The sequence below is a fragment of the Acinetobacter sp. ANC 4173 genome (assembly GCF_004331255.1).
Classification (GTDB): domain Bacteria; phylum Pseudomonadota; class Gammaproteobacteria; order Pseudomonadales; family Moraxellaceae; genus Acinetobacter.
This window is the reverse complement of the sequence record NZ_SJOF01000003.1, coordinates 323,725-344,039: the sequence shown is the minus strand read 5'-3', so window position 1 is coordinate 344,039 and position 20,315 is coordinate 323,725. Positions and strand designations below refer to the sequence as shown.

Genomic DNA, 20,315 nt, shown 5'->3' with positions numbered 1-20,315 from the left:
CGACGCATTTTCCAGCCCCAACTCTAGCTTACTTTTTATTGCTTGCCAAACGTAGCATCGCTTGGCTAAGCTTAGGGTCGCTCACAAAGTCAGCAGCCCCTTTTAATAAATCTTGGGTTTCTGGGCTAAGAGATCGTGAAGATGGTTCAGGAGCAGGTGTGGTTGTTGAGGAGACTCTTAAACGAACCTGTATTTTTTGTAAATCTTTGAGTTCTTCTAGTTGAGCCAATTGAACAATATATTGCTTTTGTAAGTAACCAAGTTGACTCACCATCGCTTGATTTTCACCCGTTACGGTCAAAACACCATATTGATAACAAGCAACCTGCCATTGCTCTGGTTGAGGCAATAACGGTTGAATGAGTTTGCTAAGTTTCTGCCATGCAGCAACTTGCGTTGAGAGAAACGATAAGTTTCCTGTTTTTATGCGTTTTCTTGTTTGTTGAAAGAGATTTTCTGGTTCAGACATACATATTACCTTCATATTTGTGTCTTAAGCTTATGCGCTCCTTTCAGTAGATATCAAGGAAGAGATCACGCAAGGAACTTTTGTAAGAACAGTTTAAAGAGGTTTTTTATGCACACAAGACGTATTTTATTGGCGTTTTCTTTAGCCGCATCGACCGCATCGGTCGCTTTCGCTGATTTAGTTCAATTAAATTCTAATACCACTGCTTCACCAGATCGTATTGAACAACTGACTCAAACTTTAGCGCAAGGTTCATATGCTGAACCTGAAGACATTGATATTCCTGCAAGTACGCAAATGTCAGTCAAATTGCGTGAAAAAACTGTTGAACTAAACAACGAATCAATTGCTAAAAAATACGGCACTAAAACTTCGTATTCTGCATCTTCAAATAGTCCTTATTCATGGTTAGTGACTCATCCATTGCCAGACATGAAGCGCATCAGCTCAAATTTTGGTGGTCGTACCATGGGTGGGCGTGCTGAACATCATTCAGGTTTAGATTTGTCAGCGCCAAGTGGCACACCAATTTATGCAACGGGTTCTGGTGTTGTGACCAAGTCGGGTTGGGGTTCGGGTTATGGTCAATATGTTGAAATTAACCATGGCGATGGTTACATCACCCGTTATGCACATGCTTCACGTTTAATTGCACGTGTTGGTGACCGCGTAGATGCGGGTGAACATATTGCGAATGTTGGTTGTACAGGTCGTTGTACTGGCCCGCATTTACATTATGAAGTTGTGAAAGATGGTCAGCGTAAAAATCCATCGACTTATTTAGCTATGTTGCCGTAATCGCACCAGACTATTTAAGCTAAGCATTCTTCGAAAGGCAGTTTATTGGGTTTCACCTCTTTCCCATGGGCTGCCTTTTTTGTTTCCGATATTTGCACCAAAATAGGGATGTTCCCTATATCTTTTTTTCATACTATCAGGCAAAAGAACTTTGTTTGTATAAAAAAACAACATTATTGGCGATTTTTTGTTAATTTGAGTGTTAAATCGTCAGCAATTATTTATTTTATAAATAGTGGTACCTTTCCGTATTCAGCTGTAGCGATAACTTCTAATACCAAAGTATGGTACATATACATAATAGATTAAGCTCAAGGAATAGGTGGATTATGGCGTTTTATGGCGATACAGATGCGCAAGAAACCCAAGAATGGCAAGATGCTTTTGATTCGGTTTTAAAACACATGGGAACAGAACGTGCTGCATTTTTATTAGAAAAATTATATCAACGTGCAATCGCGAAACATGTTCCTATTCAGCGCTTAAATACTCCTTATTTAAATACGGTTTCTGTTGAAGAAACCCCAGCTATGCCAGGTGATCAGGATATGGAGCGCCGTATTCGTGCGCTGATCCGTTGGAATGCCTTGGCTATGGTATTACGTGCGAATAAAACAGGTGATGACCTAGGTGGTCACTTGGCAAGTTTTGCCTCTTCTGCAACTTTATATGATGTAGGCTTTAACCATTTCTTCCGTGCCAATAGCAATAACTTTGGCGGTGACATGATCTATTATCAAGGTCACTGTGCTCCTGGTATTTATGCACGTTCTTTCTTGGAAGGTCGTTTAACTGAAGATCAGTTAAGTAATTTCCGTCGTGAAGTGGGCGGTAACGGTTTACCAAGCTATCCACATCCATATTTAATGCCAGACTATTGGCAATTCCCAACGGTATCAATGGGTCTTGGTCCAATCATGTCAATTTATCAAGCACACATTCAGAAATATTTGATGAACCGTGGCTTGATTAAAGAAGAAGATCGTAAAGTCTGGGCTTATCTTGGCGATGGTGAGATGGATGAGCCAGAAAGTACTGGTGCAATTTCACTTGCTGGTCGTGAAAAACTGGACAACCTGATTTGGGTGGTGAACTGTAACTTACAGCGCCTAGATGGTCCGGTACGTGGTAACGGTAAAATCATTCAAGAATTAGAATCTTTATTCCGTGGCGCGGGCTGGCGTGTCATTAAAGTGGTATGGGGCCGTCATTGGGATCCACTACTTGCAAAAGACAGCACAGGCGCTTTAAAAGCGGTCATGGAAGAAACGGTTGATGGTGAATACCAACGCTATCAAGTGAAAGGTGGTGCATATACACGTGAGAAATTCTTTGGCAAGTACCCAGAAGCTGCAGAACTTGTAAAAGATTTAAGCGATGAAGACATCGATAATCTTAACCGTGGTGGTCATGACCCGTACAAAGTTTTTGCAGCCTATGCAGAAGCAATGAAAGCCAAAGGTCAACCAACAGTGATTCTTGCGAAAACTGTTAAAGGGTACGGTTTATCTGAAGAAATTGAAGCGGTGAACAAAACTCACCAAATCAAAAAAATGCAGATCGACTCTTTGAAATATGTACGTGACCGTTTTAACCTGCCATTTACAGATGATAAGTTAGAAGAGCTTCCATTCTACCGCCCAAGTGAAAACTCTCCAGAAATGAAGTATATGAAGGCGCGTCGTGAAGCATTAGGTGGCTATTTACCTGCACGTCGTAAAGAGAGTGAGCAATTAGCCATTCCTGAATTGTCGGTATTTGATGCAGTATTAAAAGGTTCTGCGGGCAAAGAACAATCTACTACCATGGTGATGGTTCGTTTAATTGCTTCTTTACTTAAAGAAAAAGCCATTAAAGACCGCGTAGTACCAATCGTTCCAGATGAAGCGCGTACTTTTGGTTTAGAGGGTATGTTCCGTCAGTTGGGTATTTATGCCGCACATGGTCAGAAATACACGCCTGAAGACCAAGAACAATTGATGCATTACCGTGAAGCAAAAGACGGTCACATGCTACAAGAAGGGATCAACGAAGCAGGTGCGATGAGCGCATGGGCAGCGTTGGCAACCAGTTATTCAACCAATAACTTGCCAATGATTCCAATGTACATGTACTACTCAATGTTTGGTTTCCAACGTATTGGCGACATTGCATGGGCAGCAGGCGACGCACAAGCACAAGGTTTCTTATTGGGTGCAACCGCAGGCCGTACCACATTGAACGGTGAAGGTTTACAACACCAAGATGGTCACTCACATATCCTTGCGAATACGATTCCAAACTGTGTGTCTTATGACCCATGTTTCGGTTATGAATTGGCAGTGATTGTGCATGACGGTTTACAACGTATGTATGTCAACCAAGAACGTGTGTTCTATTACTTAACCGTGATGAACGAAAACTACGAGCATCCTGAAATGCCAGTAGGCGCTGAGGAAGGCATCAAACGCGGCATGTACTTGTTGCAAGAAGATGAAAAAGCTACGGTTCAGCTCATGGGTTCAGGCGTGATTCTGCGTGAAGTGATTAAAGCTGCGAAAATTTTACGTGACGAATACCAAATTCACTCAAACGTGTGGAGCGTGACCAGCTTTAACGAATTGGCGCGTGATGGTATGGCATGTGAAGAATACAATCGCTTACATCCTTTGGCTGAACAAGCGAAAGAAGCATGGGTTTCTCAGTTGCTTCGTCCAACTGATGGTATCGTGGTGTCTGCGACCGATCATATGCGAGCGTATAGCGAACAGGTTCGTGCTTACTTGCCTGACAACCGTCCGTTCGTTGCTTTGGGTACAGATGGTTACGGCCGTTCAGATACGCGTGCCAACTTACGTAGCTATTTCGGTGTAGATGCTGCGCATATTGTGGTTGCGACCTTGAAAAAATTAGCAGATGAAGGTGAAGTCGATGCACGCTTAGTCAAAGATGCGATTTCTTCATTTGAGTTAGATACAGACCGTCCAGTGGCATGGGCTCCTCAGGCGCACCCTGAAGTTCATGCAGTTGCAGACTACAAAGAACAATCAGGTGAGGAGAACTAAGTATGCAAATCACAACACCTGATATTGGCGTAGATAAAGCCACGGTTGCAGAAATTTTAGTAAAAGTCGGCGACCAGATTGCTGTTGATGACAGTCTGGTCTTACTTGAGTCCGACAAAGCCTCTGTTGAAGTGCCTAGCACTTCGGCAGGTGTGGTCAAAAGCATCAGCGTTGCATTGGGCGATGAAGTTTCAGAAGGTGCTGTACTGATTGAGCTTGAATCCGATGCTGCTGCGCCTTCTGTTACAGCAAAAGCGGAAGAAAAAGTAGTTGAACCTGCTCCAGTAGTTGCAACGCCAGAAGTTGTAGCTCCTGTTGTTGCGAGTCAATCAGTGACAAGTGCTGTAGTTGATGTGCAAGTACCAGACATTGGCGTTGAAAAAGCAGTTGTGGGTGAAATCCTGGTCAAAGCTGGCGATACAATTGAAGTTGATCAAAGTATCGTAGTGGTTGAATCAGACAAAGCCACGGTTGAAGTACCGAGTACGGTTGCCGGCACGGTTGAAAGTGTTGAAATTCAAGCAGGCGATACAGTTAAAGAAGGCGTAGTGCTGTTAAAAGTGAAAGTAGCAGGTGCTGCTCCAACAGCAACAGTACCAGCAAGCGTTGCATCGTCAGCACCAGCAGTTGAATCTGTACAACAGGCAGCCGTTGTTACCGCAGCGCCTGTCGCAACAGGTGCTGTAGAAATTACAGTACCCGACTTAGGTGTCGACAAGGCCGCTGTCGCTGAAATTTTGGTGAGTGTAGGTGATCGTGTCGAGAACGATCAAAGCATTATTGTCGTTGAGTCTGATAAAGCGACTGTAGAAGTACCAAGCACGACTGCGGGTGTAATTAAAGCCATTCATGTTTCTCTTGGACAAAGTGTCGCGCAAGGTATGCCTTTGGTGACGATTGAAGGCGAATCGGCAGCGCCAGCTGTACAAGCTCCTGTTGCAGCACCACAAGTGCAACCACAAACGTCTACGACTTCTGTTGTGTCTGCTGCCAAAGTTGAAGTTGCACCAGTGCAAACAACTGGGGTAGATAAGCTGACCAAAGAGCAAAGTGTAGAAAATGCAAAAGTGTATGCAGGCCCTGCGGTACGTAAATTGGCGCGTGAATTAGGTGTTGTACTGGCACAGGTACAAAACTCTGGTCCACATGGTCGCTTAATGAAAGAAGATGTGTTTGCTTATGTGAAAGCACGTTTGACAGCACCGCAAGCGTCACCAGTCGCTGCGGCTGCACCAGCGGTTTCAGGTTTGCCGAAGCTTCCAGACTTCACTGCTTTTGGTGGTGTGGAAGAAAAAGTACTGACGCGTTTGCAGCAAGTGTCAATTCCGCAATTGTCATTGAACAACTTTATTCCTCAAGTTACGCAGTTTGATTTGGCTGATATTACTGAACTAGAAGCTTGGCGCAACGACCTTAAAGGTAACTTTAAGAAAGATGGCATTAGCTTGACCATTATGGCATTCATCATCAAAGCTGTGGCGCACTTGCTCAAAGAAGAGCGCGATTTTGCAGGTCATTTGGCTGATGATGGCAAGTCTGTATTATTGCGTAATGAAATCCATATGGGTATTGCTGTAGCGACCCCAGATGGCTTAACCGTTCCAGTGTTACGTAATCCAGACCAAAAAACCATTAAGCAAATTGCGGTTGAATTGGGTGTATTGGGTCAAAAAGCACGAGATAAGAAACTTTCACCGAAAGACTTACAAGGTGCGAATTTCACCATTTCAAGCCTTGGTGCGATTGGTGGTACAGCATTCACACCGTTAGTGAACTGGCCACAAGTGGCGATTCTCGGTATTTCGCCAGCCACTATGCAGCCAGTATGGAACGGGCAAGGTTTTGATCCGAAACTCATGCTTCCACTGTCATTGTCCTACGATCACCGTGTGATTAATGGGGCAGATGCAGCGCGTTTCACCAATAAGTTAACTAAGCTGTTGGCAGATATCCGTAGTTTACTGATCTAGTCAGTGTTTTAATCAGTGTTTTAAACCTCGCCTCGGCGGGGTTTTTTATTGTGATGGAATTGGAAAAATCGTAAAAATCTGTTGTGAAGTTTAGAAAACTGGTTTGATTTGGTTAAAATGAGGGGAAAAATAGAAGTGAATGCAGGGAGTCGCATGCAAATGGTTACATTTTTAAAGTTTATGCTACCGCTATTGTTGCTGGTCTTGGTGTTAATGGGGCTTTGGTTGAGTGTGTTGCATTTTCCATGGCAATGGATTACCTATTTAGTCATGGGTGTTGAGATTTTTACCGCAACTATCGTGTTCTCGATGGAATATCAAGCGCAGCATATCGGTGGTGCTAGCGGCTGGGGAAGTTTCGGTTGGCTCGGTTTTAATGTCTGTTTAGCGATGTTATTGGGGGTGTGTCGAATCGCCATTTGGTTATATCAACGGTTAGAATTCCAGTTTTAACCCAAAGAAGAATCAATCTGGTGTGATGATAAAAACAAAATGAAAGATTGGAAAAATTGAGTAAATTTTATATAATCAACTCGATTCATTGGGGAGTAGCCGCTTTTTACGCTATGTAAAAAGGTGATGATCAACATAATTGTTCCACAGAACATGGTCATCATAGCAAAGAACCAAATAAGCTCATCAAGCAGCTTTTTTTGTTGGCAAGACCTTTGATTTACCACTCTGCATCAATCGATTTGATTTTGGCTAGCAGGAGGGGTAAGTCATAGGCAAATTTTGCTAGCCAGAGAAAAGATGTTATGCATGAGTTCCTAATTTCGACAGCAATTGTCGCACTCGCTGAAATGGGTGATAAAACCCAACTTCTTGCCTTATTATTGGCTGCACGTTTCCGTAAACCTGTTCCTATTCTGATTGCAATTTTAGCTGCAACGCTCATTAACCATGGCTTATCTGCGGTATTGGGTCAGTGGATTACCACTGTTTTAAGTCCTGAAGTATTGATCTGGGTGTTGTCACTCGGCTTTATTGGTATGGCGGCTTGGATGTTAATTCCAGATGAGTTGGACGATGAGACCGATAGCATCAATAAATGGCAGAGATTTGGTGTATTCGGTGCAACCTTTGTCTTGTTCTTTTTGGCAGAAATTGGTGATAAAACCCAAATTGCAACTGTGGCCTTGGCTGCACGTTATGACAGTATCTTTTGGGTGATGGCAGGCACCACTGTGGGGATGATGTTGGCAAACGCACCTGCAGTATTTGTCGGGAATAAATTGGCAGACAAGTTACCAATTTCATTAATTCATAAAATTGGCGCAGTCATCTTCTTAATTATTGGTGTCTCTACTTTGGTGCAGCATTATTTCTGGTAAGCGAGCATTTTTTAGAAAACCCAGCAAAATAGTTGGGTTTTTTATCAGATAAATCAGACAAATAAGTGCCAAAAAGTGAAAACTAACTCTGTATATTTATTGTAAGTTCAACTATTTCCATTTATGTTATAGGGAATTAAAAATTGTACTTAATAGAATAGAATTATTGGGGTTTTGCTATGGCTTTTGATCGCACCACATCACAAGTGTTATTTGATAATGGTACACATAAGTGCATCAGTTTTACCAGTTTGGTTAAAGGTGAAGGCGTACAGGCAAACCAGTTTCTGATTTTAGATCATGAGCGCGCTGCGGTATTAGATCCAGGGGGTGATTTGACCTATGTCCCTTTAACAATGGAGCTGAATAAATACACCCGTCTAACTAATCTGGATTATGTGATGGCTTCACACCAAGATCCTGACATTATTACCTCAATGCCACGTTGGCTGGTGTATAGCGATGCCAAAGTTGTTGCTTCAAAACTTTGGGCACGCTTTTTACCTCATTTAAACTCTGCTTTTATGAGTGACCGCATGAAAGGTGGATGGTTGGAACGCTTGATCGAATTGCCAGACCATGGTGGAATCATTCCTTTGGGTGAATCAAGTATTGTAGTTGTTCCTGCCCATTTTCTACATTCAGTCGGGAATTTTCAATTTTACGATCCAATTGCAAAAATTTTATTTTCAGGCGATATGGGTGCCTCTATGGTGGATGATGCCAATAAGCCCTTGGAAAATTTTTCTTCACATATTCCGAAAATGAAAGGGTTTCATCAACGCTATATGTGTTCCAATAAAGTCATTCGTTTATGGGTGAAGATGGTGCGTAGCATGGATATTGAAATGATTGTGCCACAACATGGTACGCCATTTATCGGCAAAGAGATGATCAACCAGTTCTTGGATTGGATTGAAACCTTGGAATGTGGCATTGACTTAATGGATGAAAGTGTTTTTACCTGCCCAACCTAACTTCTTACTCCATTGAAAATGAGATTGGCTTATAGATTAAAGTCAGTCTCTAGCCGTGAAACTGGGGCTGAACATGCTTTTCCGTGTGCTTATATTTTTTAAATGATATTTTTTTAATAAAAAATGAAATTTAAAGCTAAATTTGTTTATAATAGCGCACGGAAATTACCAGTGAGACTGTTATGTTGACCATCGTTCAAGAAGCGTTAACCTTCGATGATGTCTTATTACTCCCTGCCTATTCTACTGTCCTCCCAAAAGATGTCTCTCTAAAGACACGCCTGACTCGTGGCATTAACTTAAATATCCCTCTCGTTTCAGCAGCAATGGATACCGTGACTGAATCACGTATGGCAATTGCGATGTCACAAAATGGTGGTATTGGTATTTTGCATAAAAACATGGATATTGCTGCCCAAGCGGCAGAAGTACGCCGTGTGAAAAAATTTGAAGCAGGTATGGTCAAAGATCCAATTACAGTAACACCAGAAACTACGGTGCGTGAGTTGATTGCGATTACGCAAGCCAACAACATCAGTGGTGTGCCTGTAGTGAAAGATGGGAAAGTGGTTGGTATAGTGACAGGACGTGATACACGTTTTGAAACCAATCTTGAGCAACCTGTAAGCAGCATTATGACGGGTCAAGACCGTTTAGTGACTGTACGCGAAGGTGAATCTAAAGAACAGATTCAAGCGTTATTACAGAGACACCGTATTGAAAAAGTATTGGTGGTTGGCGAGAACAACGAATTGAAAGGTCTCATTACGGTCACTGATTTCCGTAAAGCAGAACTTTATCCAAATAGCTGTAAAGATGACCTTGGTCGTTTACGCGTAGGCGCTGCAGTTGGTACCGGTGTGGAAACACCAAGCCGCGTAGAAGCATTGGTTGAGGCGGGTGTAGACGTGATTGTGGTAGATACCGCACATGGTCACTCTGCGGGTGTTATCGAACGTGTACGTTGGGTTAAACAAAACTACCCACAAGTCCAAGTAATTGGCGGTAACATTGCAACAGGTGATGCTGCATTAGCACTCCTTGATGCGGGTGCAGATGCGGTAAAAGTGGGTATCGGTCCTGGTTCAATCTGTACCACACGTATTGTTGCGGGTATTGGTATGCCGCAAATCTCTGCGATTGATAGCGTTGCCAATGCATTAAAAGACCAAATTCCTTTAATTGCTGACGGTGGTATTCGCTTCTCTGGCGATATGGCGAAAGCGATTGGCGCGGGTGCAAGTACGATTATGGTGGGTTCACTGCTTGCAGGGACTGAAGAAGCACCAGGTGAAGTAGAATTCTTCCAAGGTCGTTACTACAAAGCATACCGTGGTATGGGTTCATTGGGTGCAATGGCGGGCGCGACAGGTTCGGCTGACCGTTATTTCCAAGACTCTAAAGCGGGCGCTGAAAAGTTGGTTCCAGAAGGAATTGAAGGTCGTGTACCGTACAAAGGACCAATGGGCAATATTGTACATCAGATGATGGGCGGCTTACGTTCTTCTATGGGTTACACAGGTTCTTCAACCATTGAAGATCTACGCCAAAATGCAAAATTTGTGAAGATTACGGCAGCAGGTATGTCGGAGTCTCACGTGCATGATGTCACTATTACCAAAGAAGCACCCAACTATCGCGTTGGTTGATTTTTAGTAATTTAGACCCAAAGAGACCGTCAACACTATGACGGTCTTTTTTGTTTTGGTGTAAAGTATTTCACTATGACAAAAGGTGGATAACAGCACCTAGCTATAAGAAGTGAGTAAAACATGAGTTATTTTGGCACAGATGGTATTCGTGGGAAATTTGGAGAATTACCAATTACGCCTGAGTTTGCATTAAAACTAGGATTTGCAGCAGGAAAAGTCTTAAAAAAAAATTCGCAGAAAGAAAAGCCAATCGTCGTATTAGGTAAAGATACCCGATTATCGGGTTATATTTTAGAAGCGGCTTTACAGGCAGGTTTGAACGCTGCGGGCGTTTATGTGCATTTATTGGGTCCATTGCCGACCCCTGCCATTGCTCATTTGACTCGTGCCTTACACGCGAGCTTAGGGATCGTGATTTCTGCGTCGCATAATCCTTATTTTGATAACGGCATTAAATTCTTTTCGGGTGAGGGCAAAAAACTCCCAGATGCATTGCAAGATGCGATTAACCAAGAATTAGAGAATGACTTGTTGATCGAAGACACTGCTAACTTGGGTAAAAGTGTCCGTGTGAAAGATGCCAATGGGCGTTATATCGAATTTTGTAAATCAACGTTCCCGTATCATTATGATTTGTCGAATTTAAAAATTGTGGTGGACTGTGCCAATGGTGCGGCGTATAACGTGGGACCTGCCGTGTTCATAGAGCTCGGTGCCAAAGTAATTGCACTCTATAATGAGCCTAATGGTCTTAATATTAATAAAGACTGTGGTTCAACTCATCCTGAAAATTTGCAGAAAGCTGTTATTGAACACAAAGCAGATGTGGGAATTGCCTTCGATGGTGATGCGGATCGTGTGATTATGGTAGATCGTCATGGCGAACAGATCACAGGTGACCATATTCTATATATTCTGGCAACACAAGCCAGTAAAAAACCAGCAGGTATTGTGGGTACGGTCATGAGCAATATGGCGCTGGAATTGGCGTTAAAACAGGCTCAAGTGCCATTTGTCCGTGCCAAAGTCGGTGACCGTTATGTACTCCAAGCCCTTGAAGAAAATCATTGGGTCACAGGGGGTGAGCCATCAGGGCATATTTTAACCCTAGATAAGAGCACGACAGGGGATGCGATTATTGCGGCATTACAAGTCCTGACAGTGATGGTTGAGCAGAAAAAGGCACTGCATGAACTGGTTGCAGACTTTAAGCTGTTCCCGCAAGTGTTGGTCAATGTGCGTTTAGAGCAGATGATCGACCCCTATGCAAACTCGGCAATGGTGGCTGAATTTGAAAAAGCGGAAGCGCAGCTCGCAGGACGTGGCCGTCTATTGATTCGTAAATCAGGTACAGAACCTGTGATTCGGGTCATGGTAGAAGGTGATCAACTGGAAGAAGTCACTGCTTTGGCAAATCATCTTGCTGATGTGGTTCGTACCCAAGCCGCTTAAGGAACAATATAATGAGCGATTTAATTAAAGATTTAAGTGAATTGCGGTTGAGTTATCAAAAAGGGGAGTTGCTTGAGTCGGAGGTTGAACAGCATCCGCATGAGCAATTTCTCAATTGGTTTAATATTGCCCTAGAGGCGCGTTTACACGAACCTTATGCGATGTATTTGGCGACAGCAAATCGCCAAGGTCGTCCACATGTGCGGACGGTGTTATTACGCGGCGCAACAGAAGCAGGTTATGACTTTTATACCAACTATGACAGCCAAAAAGGCTTAGACTTGGTTGAGAATCCTTATGCTGAGCTGTTGTTTTACTGGCCAGAATTAGAGCGCCAAATTCGTGTCAGTGGTCGAGTCGAAAAAATTACGGAAGATGAAGCAACAGCCTATTATCGTAAGCGCCCTCGGGACAGCCAGATTGCTGCACACATCAGTACCCCGCAAAGTGGTGTGATTGCCAGTCGTGATGAGCTTCAGCAACGTTTCCAGAATTTGCAGGATCAGGTTGTAGAGCAGCCTGAATTAGATAAGCCTACTTTTTGGGGTGGCTATCGTTTGCAGCCAGATTATTATGAGTTTTGGCAAGGACGACCAAATCGTTTACATGACCGTCTGAGTTATGAAAGAATCGATGGTATATGGAAATTACAACGACTGATGCCTTAAATGACACAGATACAAATTAAACAACGACCTTATTTAACACGCCCTGAAAATATTCAGGGCGTGTCGCCTTTTATTGCACAAATTTTGGCGCGTCGTGGGGTGCAATCGGAACAAGAACTTGAATTAAAGCTGAAACATCTCTTAGCCCCGAATTTAAAAGGATTGCCTCAGGCAATTGAATTGCTTGATCAAGCAATTGATCAGCATCAGAGAATAGTCATTGTGGGCGATTATGATGCAGATGGTGCCACCAGCACAGCCTTAATGATGTTGGCATTGCGAGAAATGGGCGCACAAGTGAATTATCTGGTGCCCGACCGTTTTAAATATGGTTATGGTTTAACTCCTGCGATTGCGGATTTGGCTTTTGCCAAGTTTCAGCCTGATGTTCTGGTCACGGTGGACAACGGGATTTCTAGCCATGCGGGTGTGGCACAAGCACAGGCGCACGGTATGCAGGTGGTGATTACTGATCATCATCTCACGACCAAAGAAATCCCTGCTGCTGAGGCGGTGGTGAATCCCAATCAATTGGGCTGTGAATTTCCAAGCAAAGCCTTGGCAGGGGTCGGGGTTGCGTTTTATCTGTTGGCGAATTTAAGTAGTGGCCGTGCCCAGCAAGGTAAATCCAGTGCCAAAATGGCGCAGTATCTGGATTTGGTGGCTTTGGGGACTTATGCGGATGTTGCTGCATTGGACTATAACAACCGTATTTTAGTAGATGCAGGCATTAAACGGATCCAGCAACAACAGTGTCGCATCGGGATTTCGGTTTTATTGGAACTGGCGGGGCGCGATGTTGCACAACTCAAAGCACAGGATTTAGGCTTTGTCTTGGGGCCACGGATTAATGCTGCGGGACGCATGGAAACCATGGACATTGGCATTGAATGTTTGTTGGCAGAGGATTACAGCACTGCATATCCTTTGGCTCAGCAATTGAATCAACTGAATGTGGAACGACGTCAGGTCGAAACCCAAATGAAACAGGATGCTTTAACTGCTTTGACACAATTCAAACTTGAGCTGAGTGAAACGCCTGCCGCGTTGATTCTGTTCGAACCGCATTGGCATCAAGGGGTGATTGGGATTGTGGCGGGGCGCTTAAAAGAACAGTTCCACCGTCCCGCGATTGTATTTGCTGCCGATGAAGATGGTGAGCATATTAAAGGCTCAGCCCGATCGATTGAAGGCATTCATATTCGTGATGCCATAGAAACCGTGGCAGAGCAGTGTCCACATTTGGTCAGCCATTTTGGTGGGCATGCAGCCGCCGCAGGCTTAACCATCAAGAAACAGCATTTCGATGAATTTAAACAGCATTTTGTTCAACTGATCCAAAGTATGGATGAGGCACTGTTTCAAGCCACTTTATGGACAGATGGCGTATTACCAACCGAGGCATTGAATTTAGATACGGTTCATCTGCTGCAACATTTGACCCCTTGGGGGCAAAAATTTCCATCCCCGATTTTTGAAGGGCAGTTTCAGGTGTTGGATTATCGTTGGTTAAAGGAAATTCACCTGAAATTACGTTTGGCTTTGGAGAATGGGCAAGTGGTGGATGCGATTGCATTTAATGCGGCGGATAAATTTAGCTTTGATCCCATGCAATCTTCGGTGCATTTGGTATATGAATTAGAACAGAATAGTTTTAATGGGCAAGTGAATTTGCAATTGCGAGTGTTGCATTTGCAATAATTAAAAAAACCGCTGAATTCAGCGGTTTTTTTTGATGAGAATGATTGCTTTGGCAATTAGAAGCGGTATTTCGCTGCTACACCAAATTTGTTGTAGTCATTGTTGCCGACTTCACCAAAACCGACACGGCCTTCAAGGCTTACTTGTGGGGTAAAGAATTTACGTGCATTTACACCGAATTCATTTACATCATTAAGGTCATTGCTGTAGTAGTCTGTACCCACACTGAAGCTTTTATCAATGAAGTAGTCTGCAGCTAGGTTGTATTCGTCTAAGTCACCAAAAGAAGCACCTGCTTCAAGGTTGATGTCTTTACCATTGCTGAGTTGAGTCACGTATTTTGCACGGACTGTTGGGTCTACACCGTCATCCTGGTCATTGTCATATCCTTTAAGACCAGCAGCCACCAAGAAGCCTGGTGCTGGTAAATAACCGACTTCAGCACTGTAAAGGGTCGTGTCAAAGTCAGCACCGTTGTTAAAGTTTATATCTTGACGACCGATATTACCGCTCAAGTAGAAATCTGAGTTTGGAACAAAGTATTCAGCACCCACGCCATAGTTGTTGACTTCGTCATCACCAATTTCGTTATAGGCATAGTGTGCATTCACATTGCTGGCGCGGTCTAGGAACGCAGCTTCGGCTAAAGGTGCATTACGAGTTTGAACTGGGTTGAAGTAATATGTGCCATCTACACCAAAAGAACCGCTTGAGCTGCCATTATCAGGATCGATTAGTCCAGCAGAAGCACCTACTTCGGCTTGGTATGCATGAGCTGTTCCCGTCATGGCAACGACAGAGAACAACGCTGAGGCAATTGCTAATTTTTTCATGGAAAGACCCCTCTGAAATTTGGCTAAAAAATGAATTAATTTTTTGTTACACTTTTAGTCTAGGGCAAAACTGAATTGCGTCAACAGCACGAAGGTTACCGAATTGTTTCGAGCGTAATATTATGTAATTACCTTTTTTTAAGTATATGATATATATTAAATTTAATAATTGTAGTGATTTATTAAAATTGTGTATTTTCTATGAATAGCATAGAAAATGGTGAAATAATCGATGAAATTGTAAGCGGAAAATACTAAAAAACACGCCCTTCGGCGTGTTGTCTTGAGAGCTTAAAACGAGAGAAAATTTTAGAAACGTAGTGTGGCATTTAAATTAAAGCCTTGCACATCATCACCAAAACCGACAGCAAAGTTTGGATTGAGGAAATATTTCGAGCGCACCGAGAAGAAATCGGTGTCCTCATCACCATCATCTTCAATGTGATACGCCAGTCCACAGCTAAAAGCAGGATCAATGTCATAATCGGCCGCTAAGTTAATATTGTCGATATCTCCCCAAGCAGCATCGGCTTCAAGATTTATAAACTGCCCTTGACCAACAGGAGCAACGTATTTGGCTGCTAATGCAAAACGGTTATCGTCATTGTCCTCATCTCCTTGTTAGCCATCAACCCCTGTAGCAAGGAGTAAGTTGGAAATTGGCATATAACCGACTAAGGCGCGGTAGGTCGTAGCATCATAATCGTCTTTATATTTAACACGATCGAGCACCGATTGAATTTTAGTTTCATCTTTTGCTTGCCCAAAACCCACTTGACCATTCAAATAAAATTGCTCGACAAAATATTCTATGCCAGCGCCAATATGCTGGGCCTTACTTTCCTGAGAAACAGGATTCCCTAAACCATCGGATAGCGTTTTACTGTCCCAGTAATTATAGCTATAGCTTAAAGAGACATTGCTCTTGTGACCCAAGAATGCTGCTTAGTTGAGTGGTGCATTTTTTGCTCTAACAGGGTTAAAGTAGACAGTTCCTGTAAGGTCAAATTGTCCTTCAGCATCAGGGATATTGTCATCGCGGTCAAAATGGCTAAAGCCTGTATCAGTTTCAGCATTATAGGCAAAACTTGAGGATGCCATGAGTGCCACAGCTAAGCTGGCAAGAACTGGTTTCATTCAATAAACCACTTAAAGTGGTTGTCATTATAAAAGTATTATGTCTTTTTAAAGTGGGCTACGGTTGATAAATCCATCAGTGTCGTCAATTCCTAATTGCAGGGGATGGCTAAAAATCTCTAAATGCTCTGTGCTATAATTGAGGGCTATTTAAGCTAATTATTGATTTGAGAGTAGCTCCCGTGGAAATTAATCCGTATTTAAACCAATTAAAAGATTTAAACGACCGTGGTCAAACATTACGGGGGTATCTTTGACTACGATCTAAAGAAAGAACGTTTAGAAGAAGTTCTGCGTGAATTAGAAGATCCTGCTATTTGGAATGACCAAAGCCGTGCGCAGGCGATGGCCAAAGAAAAAGGCGAACTTGAAAACGTTTTAAATGTGTTGGATGGTTTGACGACACAACTTGAAGACGCACAGGCAATGCTGGACTTGGCGGTAGAAGCCGATGATGAAAGTCTGTTGGCCGATGTGCAAGCTGAATTATCTTCTGCTGAAGAAGAACTGGCAAAACTTGAATTCCGCCGGATGTTCAGTAACCCGATGGACCCGAATCCATGCTATGTGGAAATTCAGGCAGGTTCAGGCGGTACAGAGGCACAAGATTGGGCGTCCATGCTGTTGCGTATGTATATGCGCTGGATTGAACGTCATGGCTTCAAAGCTGAATTGATGGAAGAGTCGGGTGGTGACGTGGCTGGGATTAAGTCCGCAACGATTCGTGTGGAAGGTGAGTATGCTTATGGTTGGTTGCGTACCGAATCGGGTGTACATCGCTTAGTGCGTAAATCACCATTTGACTCGGGTAACCGTCGTCATACCTCGTTCTCTGCGGTGTTTGTCTCGCCAGAAGTGGATGACAACATTGAAATTGACATCAATCCTGCTGATGTACGTACCGATACCTACCGTGCTTCGGGTGCGGGTGGTCAGCACATTAACAAAACTGACTCTGCGGTACGTTTAACCCACGCGCCAACAGGCATTGTGGTAGCGTGTCAGAACCAGCGTTCACAACATGCCAACCGTGACCATGCTTGGAAACAGTTACGTGCCAAGTTGTATGAACTGGAAATGAGCAAACGTAATGAAGCTGCGCAAGCACTTGAAGACTCGAAATCAGATATTGGTTGGGGCAGTCAGATTCGCTCATACGTTTTGGATGACTCACGCATTAAAGATTTACGTACTGGTATTGAAAACTCGAATACGGGTGCAGTATTGGATGGTGACTTAGATAAGTTTATCGAAGCCAGCTTAAAGCAAGGCTTATAAGTCAAGTATCATCAATAACTTAGCCAAGTTTGATGCAGTTTTTTACAATATATCTAAAATATTCGATATAAAAATCGAAAAAATACGATATATTAAAGAAAAGCTGAATCAAGCTTGCACATGATTGAACCTGTCTGAACTATGGATATTGATTTAATTTTTAAAGCATTGGCGAATCCGACCCGTCGACAAATTTTGGAATGGTTAAAACATCCTGAACAGTTTTTGTCGAGTGACGAATGTGGTGACTTTAGACGAGGCGTATGTGCGGGGCACATTGAACGTTTAGGTAAAGTCTCGCAATCGACCATGTCCAATCACCTATCGGTGCTCCAGCAAGCAGGTTTAATTCAAGTCGAAAAATACGGGCAATGGTCTTATTTTTCCCGCAACGAAGCCTTGATTCAGCAATATATTGAACATTTGCAACGTTCACTTTAATTGAAAAAGTGGCGATCGAGGCGACTATGGCTGAACTGAATACTCCTTTAACTTTGGGTGAGCTACACTTAAAAAACCGCGTCATTATGGCTCCTTTAACGCGGAGTCGTGCCACCGCAGACCGCGTACCAACTGCCATGATGGCGGAATATTATGCGCAGCGTGCAAGTGCAGGGTTGATTATTTCTGAAGCAACCGTGATTTCAGAAGAAGCCAATGGTTACTTGAATACACCGGGGCTGTTTTATGAAGCGCAAGTTGAAGGCTGGAAACAGGTCACTCAGGCGGTACATGCCAAAGATGGCTTAATTGTGGCGCAGTTGTGGCATGTGGGTCGCGTATCGCATCCGGATTTACTCAATGGTGAAACCCCTGTTTCGGCAAGTAATGTACAACAAAAAGGCTATGTGAGCTTATTGCGTCCAAAACGTGAATATGTGGTGCCACGTGCTTTAGAAATTGCTGAAATTCAGAGCATTGTTGAGCAATATAAACAAGCTGCGATTCATGCCAAAGCAGCAGGTTTTGATGGTGTGGAACTGCATGCAGCCAATGGCTATCTAATTGACCAGTTCTTGCAAAGCTCAACCAATGTACGTGAAGACCAATATGGTGGCAGCGTAGAAAACCGCGCACGTCTGTTGCTTGAAGTGGTTGATGTACTGATTGAAGTTTGGGGTGCAGGTCGTGTTGGGGTGCATTTAGCTCCACGTGGCGATGAGCATGACATGGGCGATGATGATCCACGTGAAACCTTTGGTTATGCGCTAGAGCAATTGGGTCAGCGTCAGATAGCATTCTTCTTCACGCGTGAATATTTGGCAGATGACAGTATTAGCACGTACTTGAAACAACGTTCAGGTGGCGTACCGTTGATTGCTAATATGCGTTTAAGCCGTGAAGATGCGATTGATCTGTTAGCAACAGGGCAGGCTGATGCCGTGTCTTGGGGTAAAGATTATATTGCCAATCCCGACTTGTATGAGCGTTTGGTTGCTGATGCACCGTTGAATGAACTCAAATTGGAAAACATGATTGGGACGGATGTGGCAGCAGGATATATTGATTATCCAACTTTAGCTGAAACGGAAACTGCGGCGGTTTAAATTGCTTTTCCGCTAAATTCACGACAAGATAACAGCGCAATTTCTTCCATGTGATAAATTGCGCTGTTTTATTTGCAATCGTTTTTTTGGAGCACATATTTGGCTACTCCTTTTTGGTATAACGCAGCACTCGCAATGCTTAAACCGCTATATCAATGGCGAATCAAAAAACGGGCGCAAGATGAAGGCGCTTACCATCAGGAATGTGTCGAACGTTTTGGCCCATTTCAAATGCCTAAAAACCTCAAGGCAATTTGGTTTCATGCAGTTTCTGTGGGTGAAACCAATGCGGCACAGCCTTTAATTGAACATTATTTAAAACAAGGTCATTCCGTATTGGTGACCAATACCACCAAAACGGGTCAGGCACGTGCCAAGTCGCTATTTGATAAAGTACCTTATGATGCTTTGTTTCAAGCGGTGTATTTACCTGCCGATCAAAAGGGTTTAGTACAGGCTTTTTTTCAAAAATATCAACCGAAGATTTTAATTTTAGTTGAAACCGAATTATGGCCAAACTTACTGGATCAGGCACGAGCATTTAAAGTGCCATCGATATTGGTGAATGCACGTCTCTCGGAAAAATCTGCACAGGGTTATGCCAAAGTGTCGGGTTTAACGCAAGCGATGTTACACGGGCTAGACCAGCTCTTGGCACAAGACAGAGCAACGGCTGAGCGCTTTATCCAGTTAGGTGCAGCTCAGTCGGTTACACAGGTGGTGGGCAGTATTAAGTTTGATATTCATGCGCCTGAATCATTTGTCAAACAGGCGGCTCAGTTAAAACAAGAATGGTCACTTGCTGGGCGTAAGATTGTGGTCCTTGCCAGTACCCATGCACCCGAAGAACAAAAATTGTTAAGTGCTTTAAAGCCATATTTAGATGCGCAGCCTGAACTGTTCTGTATTGTGGTACCACGTCACCCTGAACGCTTCGATGAGGTCTTTGCAGTTGCACAAAGTTTAAATTTAAACACCACGCGTCGAAGTTTAGGGCAAGCAATAGCGGCGGATAGCCAAGTCTACTTAGCTGACTCAATGGGTGAACTGTGGTTGTGGTATGCCTTATCGGATGCCTGTTTTGTCGGCGGTTCGCTGAATGAACCCGGTGGTGGGCATAATATTTTAGAGCCGATTGCCTTAGATATCCCGACGGTATTGGGGAAAAACTATTTTAATTTCCAAACCATCGTTGATGAATTTGTACAGGCCGATGCAGTGAAAGTGGTTGAGAATGCTGAACAAGCTGCTGTCGTCCTGATGCAGTTATTGGCAGATACTGAGCAAGCCCAACAATTGAATCAAGCGGCACAACAGATTATGCAGTTGAATAAAGGCTCTTTGAAAAAGCATATTCAAGCAATTGATGGTTATTTATAAGTTCTTGCAATTTGAAAAGTGGAGGTGGCATGGATGCCACCGTTAGGCTGTGGTATAGGGACATACCATTAGCCT

General features: G+C 43.4%; 18 protein-coding genes and 1 riboswitch. Of the genes, 14 read left to right on the top strand and 4 right to left on the bottom strand.

What is annotated here, in order from left to right; genetic code table 11:
- Nucleotides 1-28: 28 nt before the first annotated feature.
- Nucleotides 29-469 (bottom strand): DUF721 domain-containing protein, encoded by a 441-nt coding sequence (locus E0H94_RS06320; RefSeq protein WP_116759130.1) that lies wholly within the window; start codon nt 467-469, stop codon nt 29-31.
- Between the two features lie 108 nt (nt 470-577).
- Between E0H94_RS06320 and E0H94_RS06315 the strand changes: the two genes are divergently transcribed.
- From E0H94_RS06315 to recJ, 10 genes are all read left to right on the top strand, one after another.
- Complete coding sequence (locus E0H94_RS06315) at nt 578-1,267, top strand: M23 family metallopeptidase (RefSeq protein ID WP_131325618.1); 690 nt, start codon at nt 578-580, stop codon at nt 1,265-1,267.
- A 329-nt stretch (nt 1,268-1,596) separates the two neighbouring features.
- Nucleotides 1,597-4,311 carry a pyruvate dehydrogenase (acetyl-transferring), homodimeric type gene (gene aceE / locus E0H94_RS06310; RefSeq protein ID WP_131325617.1) on the top strand — a complete coding sequence of 905 codons (2,715 nt, stop codon included), beginning with the start codon at nt 1,597-1,599 and terminating at the stop codon, nt 4,309-4,311.
- Nucleotides 4,312-4,313: 2 nt separating this feature from the next.
- Entirely contained in the window at nt 4,314-6,281 is a 1,968-nt protein-coding gene (locus tag E0H94_RS06305; RefSeq protein ID WP_131325616.1) for a 2-oxo acid dehydrogenase subunit E2, read from the top strand.
- 159 nt (nt 6,282-6,440) lie between these two features.
- Nucleotides 6,441-6,734 carry a hypothetical protein gene (locus E0H94_RS06300; RefSeq protein ID WP_131325642.1) on the top strand — a complete coding sequence of 98 codons (294 nt, stop codon included), beginning with the start codon at nt 6,441-6,443 and terminating at the stop codon, nt 6,732-6,734.
- Between the two features lie 78 nt (nt 6,735-6,812).
- A riboswitch (yybP-ykoY riboswitch) is annotated at nt 6,813-6,954 on the top strand.
- A gap of 85 nt (nt 6,955-7,039) precedes the next feature.
- Nucleotides 7,040-7,615: a TMEM165/GDT1 family protein gene (locus E0H94_RS06295; protein WP_131264201.1), complete on the top strand. Its 576-nt coding sequence runs from the start codon at nt 7,040-7,042 to the stop codon at nt 7,613-7,615.
- A 179-nt stretch (nt 7,616-7,794) separates the two neighbouring features.
- Nucleotides 7,795-8,592, top strand: coding sequence for an MBL fold metallo-hydrolase (locus E0H94_RS06290; protein WP_131325615.1), 798 nt, complete (start codon nt 7,795-7,797; stop codon nt 8,590-8,592).
- 182 nt (nt 8,593-8,774) lie between these two features.
- The gene (gene guaB / locus E0H94_RS06285; protein WP_131325614.1) at nt 8,775-10,241 is read left to right on the top strand and encodes an IMP dehydrogenase; all 1,467 of its coding nucleotides are present in this window, start codon (nt 8,775-8,777) and stop codon (nt 10,239-10,241) included.
- Between the two features lie 123 nt (nt 10,242-10,364).
- Nucleotides 10,365-11,696, top strand: coding sequence for a phosphoglucosamine mutase (gene glmM / locus E0H94_RS06280; RefSeq protein WP_131325613.1), 1,332 nt, complete (start codon nt 10,365-10,367; stop codon nt 11,694-11,696).
- Nucleotides 11,697-11,707: 11 nt separating this feature from the next.
- Nucleotides 11,708-12,364, top strand: a complete 657-nt coding sequence (gene pdxH / locus E0H94_RS06275; protein ID WP_131325612.1) for a pyridoxamine 5'-phosphate oxidase — start codon at nt 11,708-11,710, stop codon at nt 12,362-12,364.
- Nucleotides 12,365-14,065, top strand: a complete 1,701-nt coding sequence (gene recJ, locus E0H94_RS06270; protein ID WP_131325611.1) for a single-stranded-DNA-specific exonuclease RecJ — start codon at nt 12,365-12,367, stop codon at nt 14,063-14,065.
- Nucleotides 14,066-14,121: 56 nt separating this feature from the next.
- On the opposite strand, the gene E0H94_RS06265 is transcribed toward recJ, so the two are convergent.
- From E0H94_RS06265 to E0H94_RS18635, 3 genes are all read right to left on the bottom strand, one after another.
- On the bottom strand, nt 14,122-14,898 hold the full coding sequence (locus tag E0H94_RS06265) for a putative porin (protein WP_131325610.1): 777 nt from the start codon (nt 14,896-14,898) through the stop codon (nt 14,122-14,124).
- Between the two features lie 621 nt (nt 14,899-15,519).
- Complete coding sequence (locus E0H94_RS18640; RefSeq protein WP_227548557.1) at nt 15,520-15,834, bottom strand: hypothetical protein; 315 nt, start codon at nt 15,832-15,834, stop codon at nt 15,520-15,522.
- A 9-nt stretch (nt 15,835-15,843) separates the two neighbouring features.
- Entirely contained in the window at nt 15,844-16,035 is a 192-nt protein-coding gene (locus E0H94_RS18635; protein WP_227548556.1) for a hypothetical protein, read from the bottom strand.
- Nucleotides 16,036-16,217: 182 nt separating this feature from the next.
- On the opposite strand from E0H94_RS18635, the gene prfB reads away from it, so the two are divergent.
- The 4 genes from prfB to E0H94_RS06240 all read left to right on the top strand — a co-directional run bounded on the left by prfB (nt 16,218) and on the right by E0H94_RS06240 (nt 20,240).
- Nucleotides 16,218-17,313, top strand: a protein-coding gene (gene prfB / locus E0H94_RS06255; protein ID WP_131325609.1) for a peptide chain release factor 2 whose coding sequence is annotated in 2 segments (ribosomal slippage) — nt 16,218-16,289 and nt 16,291-17,313 — 1,095 coding nt in all. Because the reading frame shifts where the segments join, the coding sequence is not laid out codon by codon here.
- A 141-nt stretch (nt 17,314-17,454) separates the two neighbouring features.
- Nucleotides 17,455-17,754 (top strand): ArsR/SmtB family transcription factor, encoded by a 300-nt coding sequence (locus E0H94_RS06250; protein ID WP_016168823.1) that lies wholly within the window; start codon nt 17,455-17,457, stop codon nt 17,752-17,754.
- Nucleotides 17,755-17,780: 26 nt separating this feature from the next.
- Nucleotides 17,781-18,860 carry an alkene reductase gene (locus E0H94_RS06245; RefSeq protein ID WP_131325608.1) on the top strand — a complete coding sequence of 360 codons (1,080 nt, stop codon included), beginning with the start codon at nt 17,781-17,783 and terminating at the stop codon, nt 18,858-18,860.
- 99 nt (nt 18,861-18,959) lie between these two features.
- Nucleotides 18,960-20,240 carry a 3-deoxy-D-manno-octulosonic acid transferase gene (locus E0H94_RS06240; protein ID WP_131325607.1) on the top strand — a complete coding sequence of 427 codons (1,281 nt, stop codon included), beginning with the start codon at nt 18,960-18,962 and terminating at the stop codon, nt 20,238-20,240.
- The last annotated feature ends 75 nt before the right edge of the window (nt 20,241-20,315 follow it).

Excerpts from the sequence above, each read along its gene's own strand:
- E0H94_RS06320 (WP_116759130.1), bottom strand. The coding sequence starts at position 469 with ATGTCTGAACCAGAAAATCTCTTTCAACAAACAAGAAAACGCATAAAA.
- E0H94_RS06315 (WP_131325618.1), top strand. The coding sequence starts at position 578 with ATGCACACAAGACGTATTTTATTGGCGTTTTCTTTAGCCGCATCGACC.
- aceE (WP_131325617.1), top strand. The coding sequence starts at position 1,597 with ATGGCGTTTTATGGCGATACAGATGCGCAAGAAACCCAAGAATGGCAA.
- E0H94_RS06305 (WP_131325616.1), top strand. The coding sequence starts at position 4,314 with ATGCAAATCACAACACCTGATATTGGCGTAGATAAAGCCACGGTTGCA.
- E0H94_RS06300 (WP_131325642.1), top strand. The coding sequence starts at position 6,441 with ATGGTTACATTTTTAAAGTTTATGCTACCGCTATTGTTGCTGGTCTTG.
- E0H94_RS06295 (WP_131264201.1), top strand. The coding sequence starts at position 7,040 with ATGCATGAGTTCCTAATTTCGACAGCAATTGTCGCACTCGCTGAAATG.
- E0H94_RS06290 (WP_131325615.1), top strand. The coding sequence starts at position 7,795 with ATGGCTTTTGATCGCACCACATCACAAGTGTTATTTGATAATGGTACA.
- guaB (WP_131325614.1), top strand. The coding sequence starts at position 8,775 with ATGTTGACCATCGTTCAAGAAGCGTTAACCTTCGATGATGTCTTATTA.
- glmM (WP_131325613.1), top strand. The coding sequence starts at position 10,365 with ATGAGTTATTTTGGCACAGATGGTATTCGTGGGAAATTTGGAGAATTA.
- pdxH (WP_131325612.1), top strand. The coding sequence starts at position 11,708 with ATGAGCGATTTAATTAAAGATTTAAGTGAATTGCGGTTGAGTTATCAA.
- recJ (WP_131325611.1), top strand. The coding sequence starts at position 12,365 with ATGACACAGATACAAATTAAACAACGACCTTATTTAACACGCCCTGAA.
- E0H94_RS06265 (WP_131325610.1), bottom strand. The coding sequence starts at position 14,898 with ATGAAAAAATTAGCAATTGCCTCAGCGTTGTTCTCTGTCGTTGCCATG.
- E0H94_RS18635 (WP_227548556.1), bottom strand. The coding sequence starts at position 16,035 with ATGAAACCAGTTCTTGCCAGCTTAGCTGTGGCACTCATGGCATCCTCA.
- E0H94_RS06250 (WP_016168823.1), top strand. The coding sequence starts at position 17,455 with ATGGATATTGATTTAATTTTTAAAGCATTGGCGAATCCGACCCGTCGA.
- E0H94_RS06245 (WP_131325608.1), top strand. The coding sequence starts at position 17,781 with ATGGCTGAACTGAATACTCCTTTAACTTTGGGTGAGCTACACTTAAAA.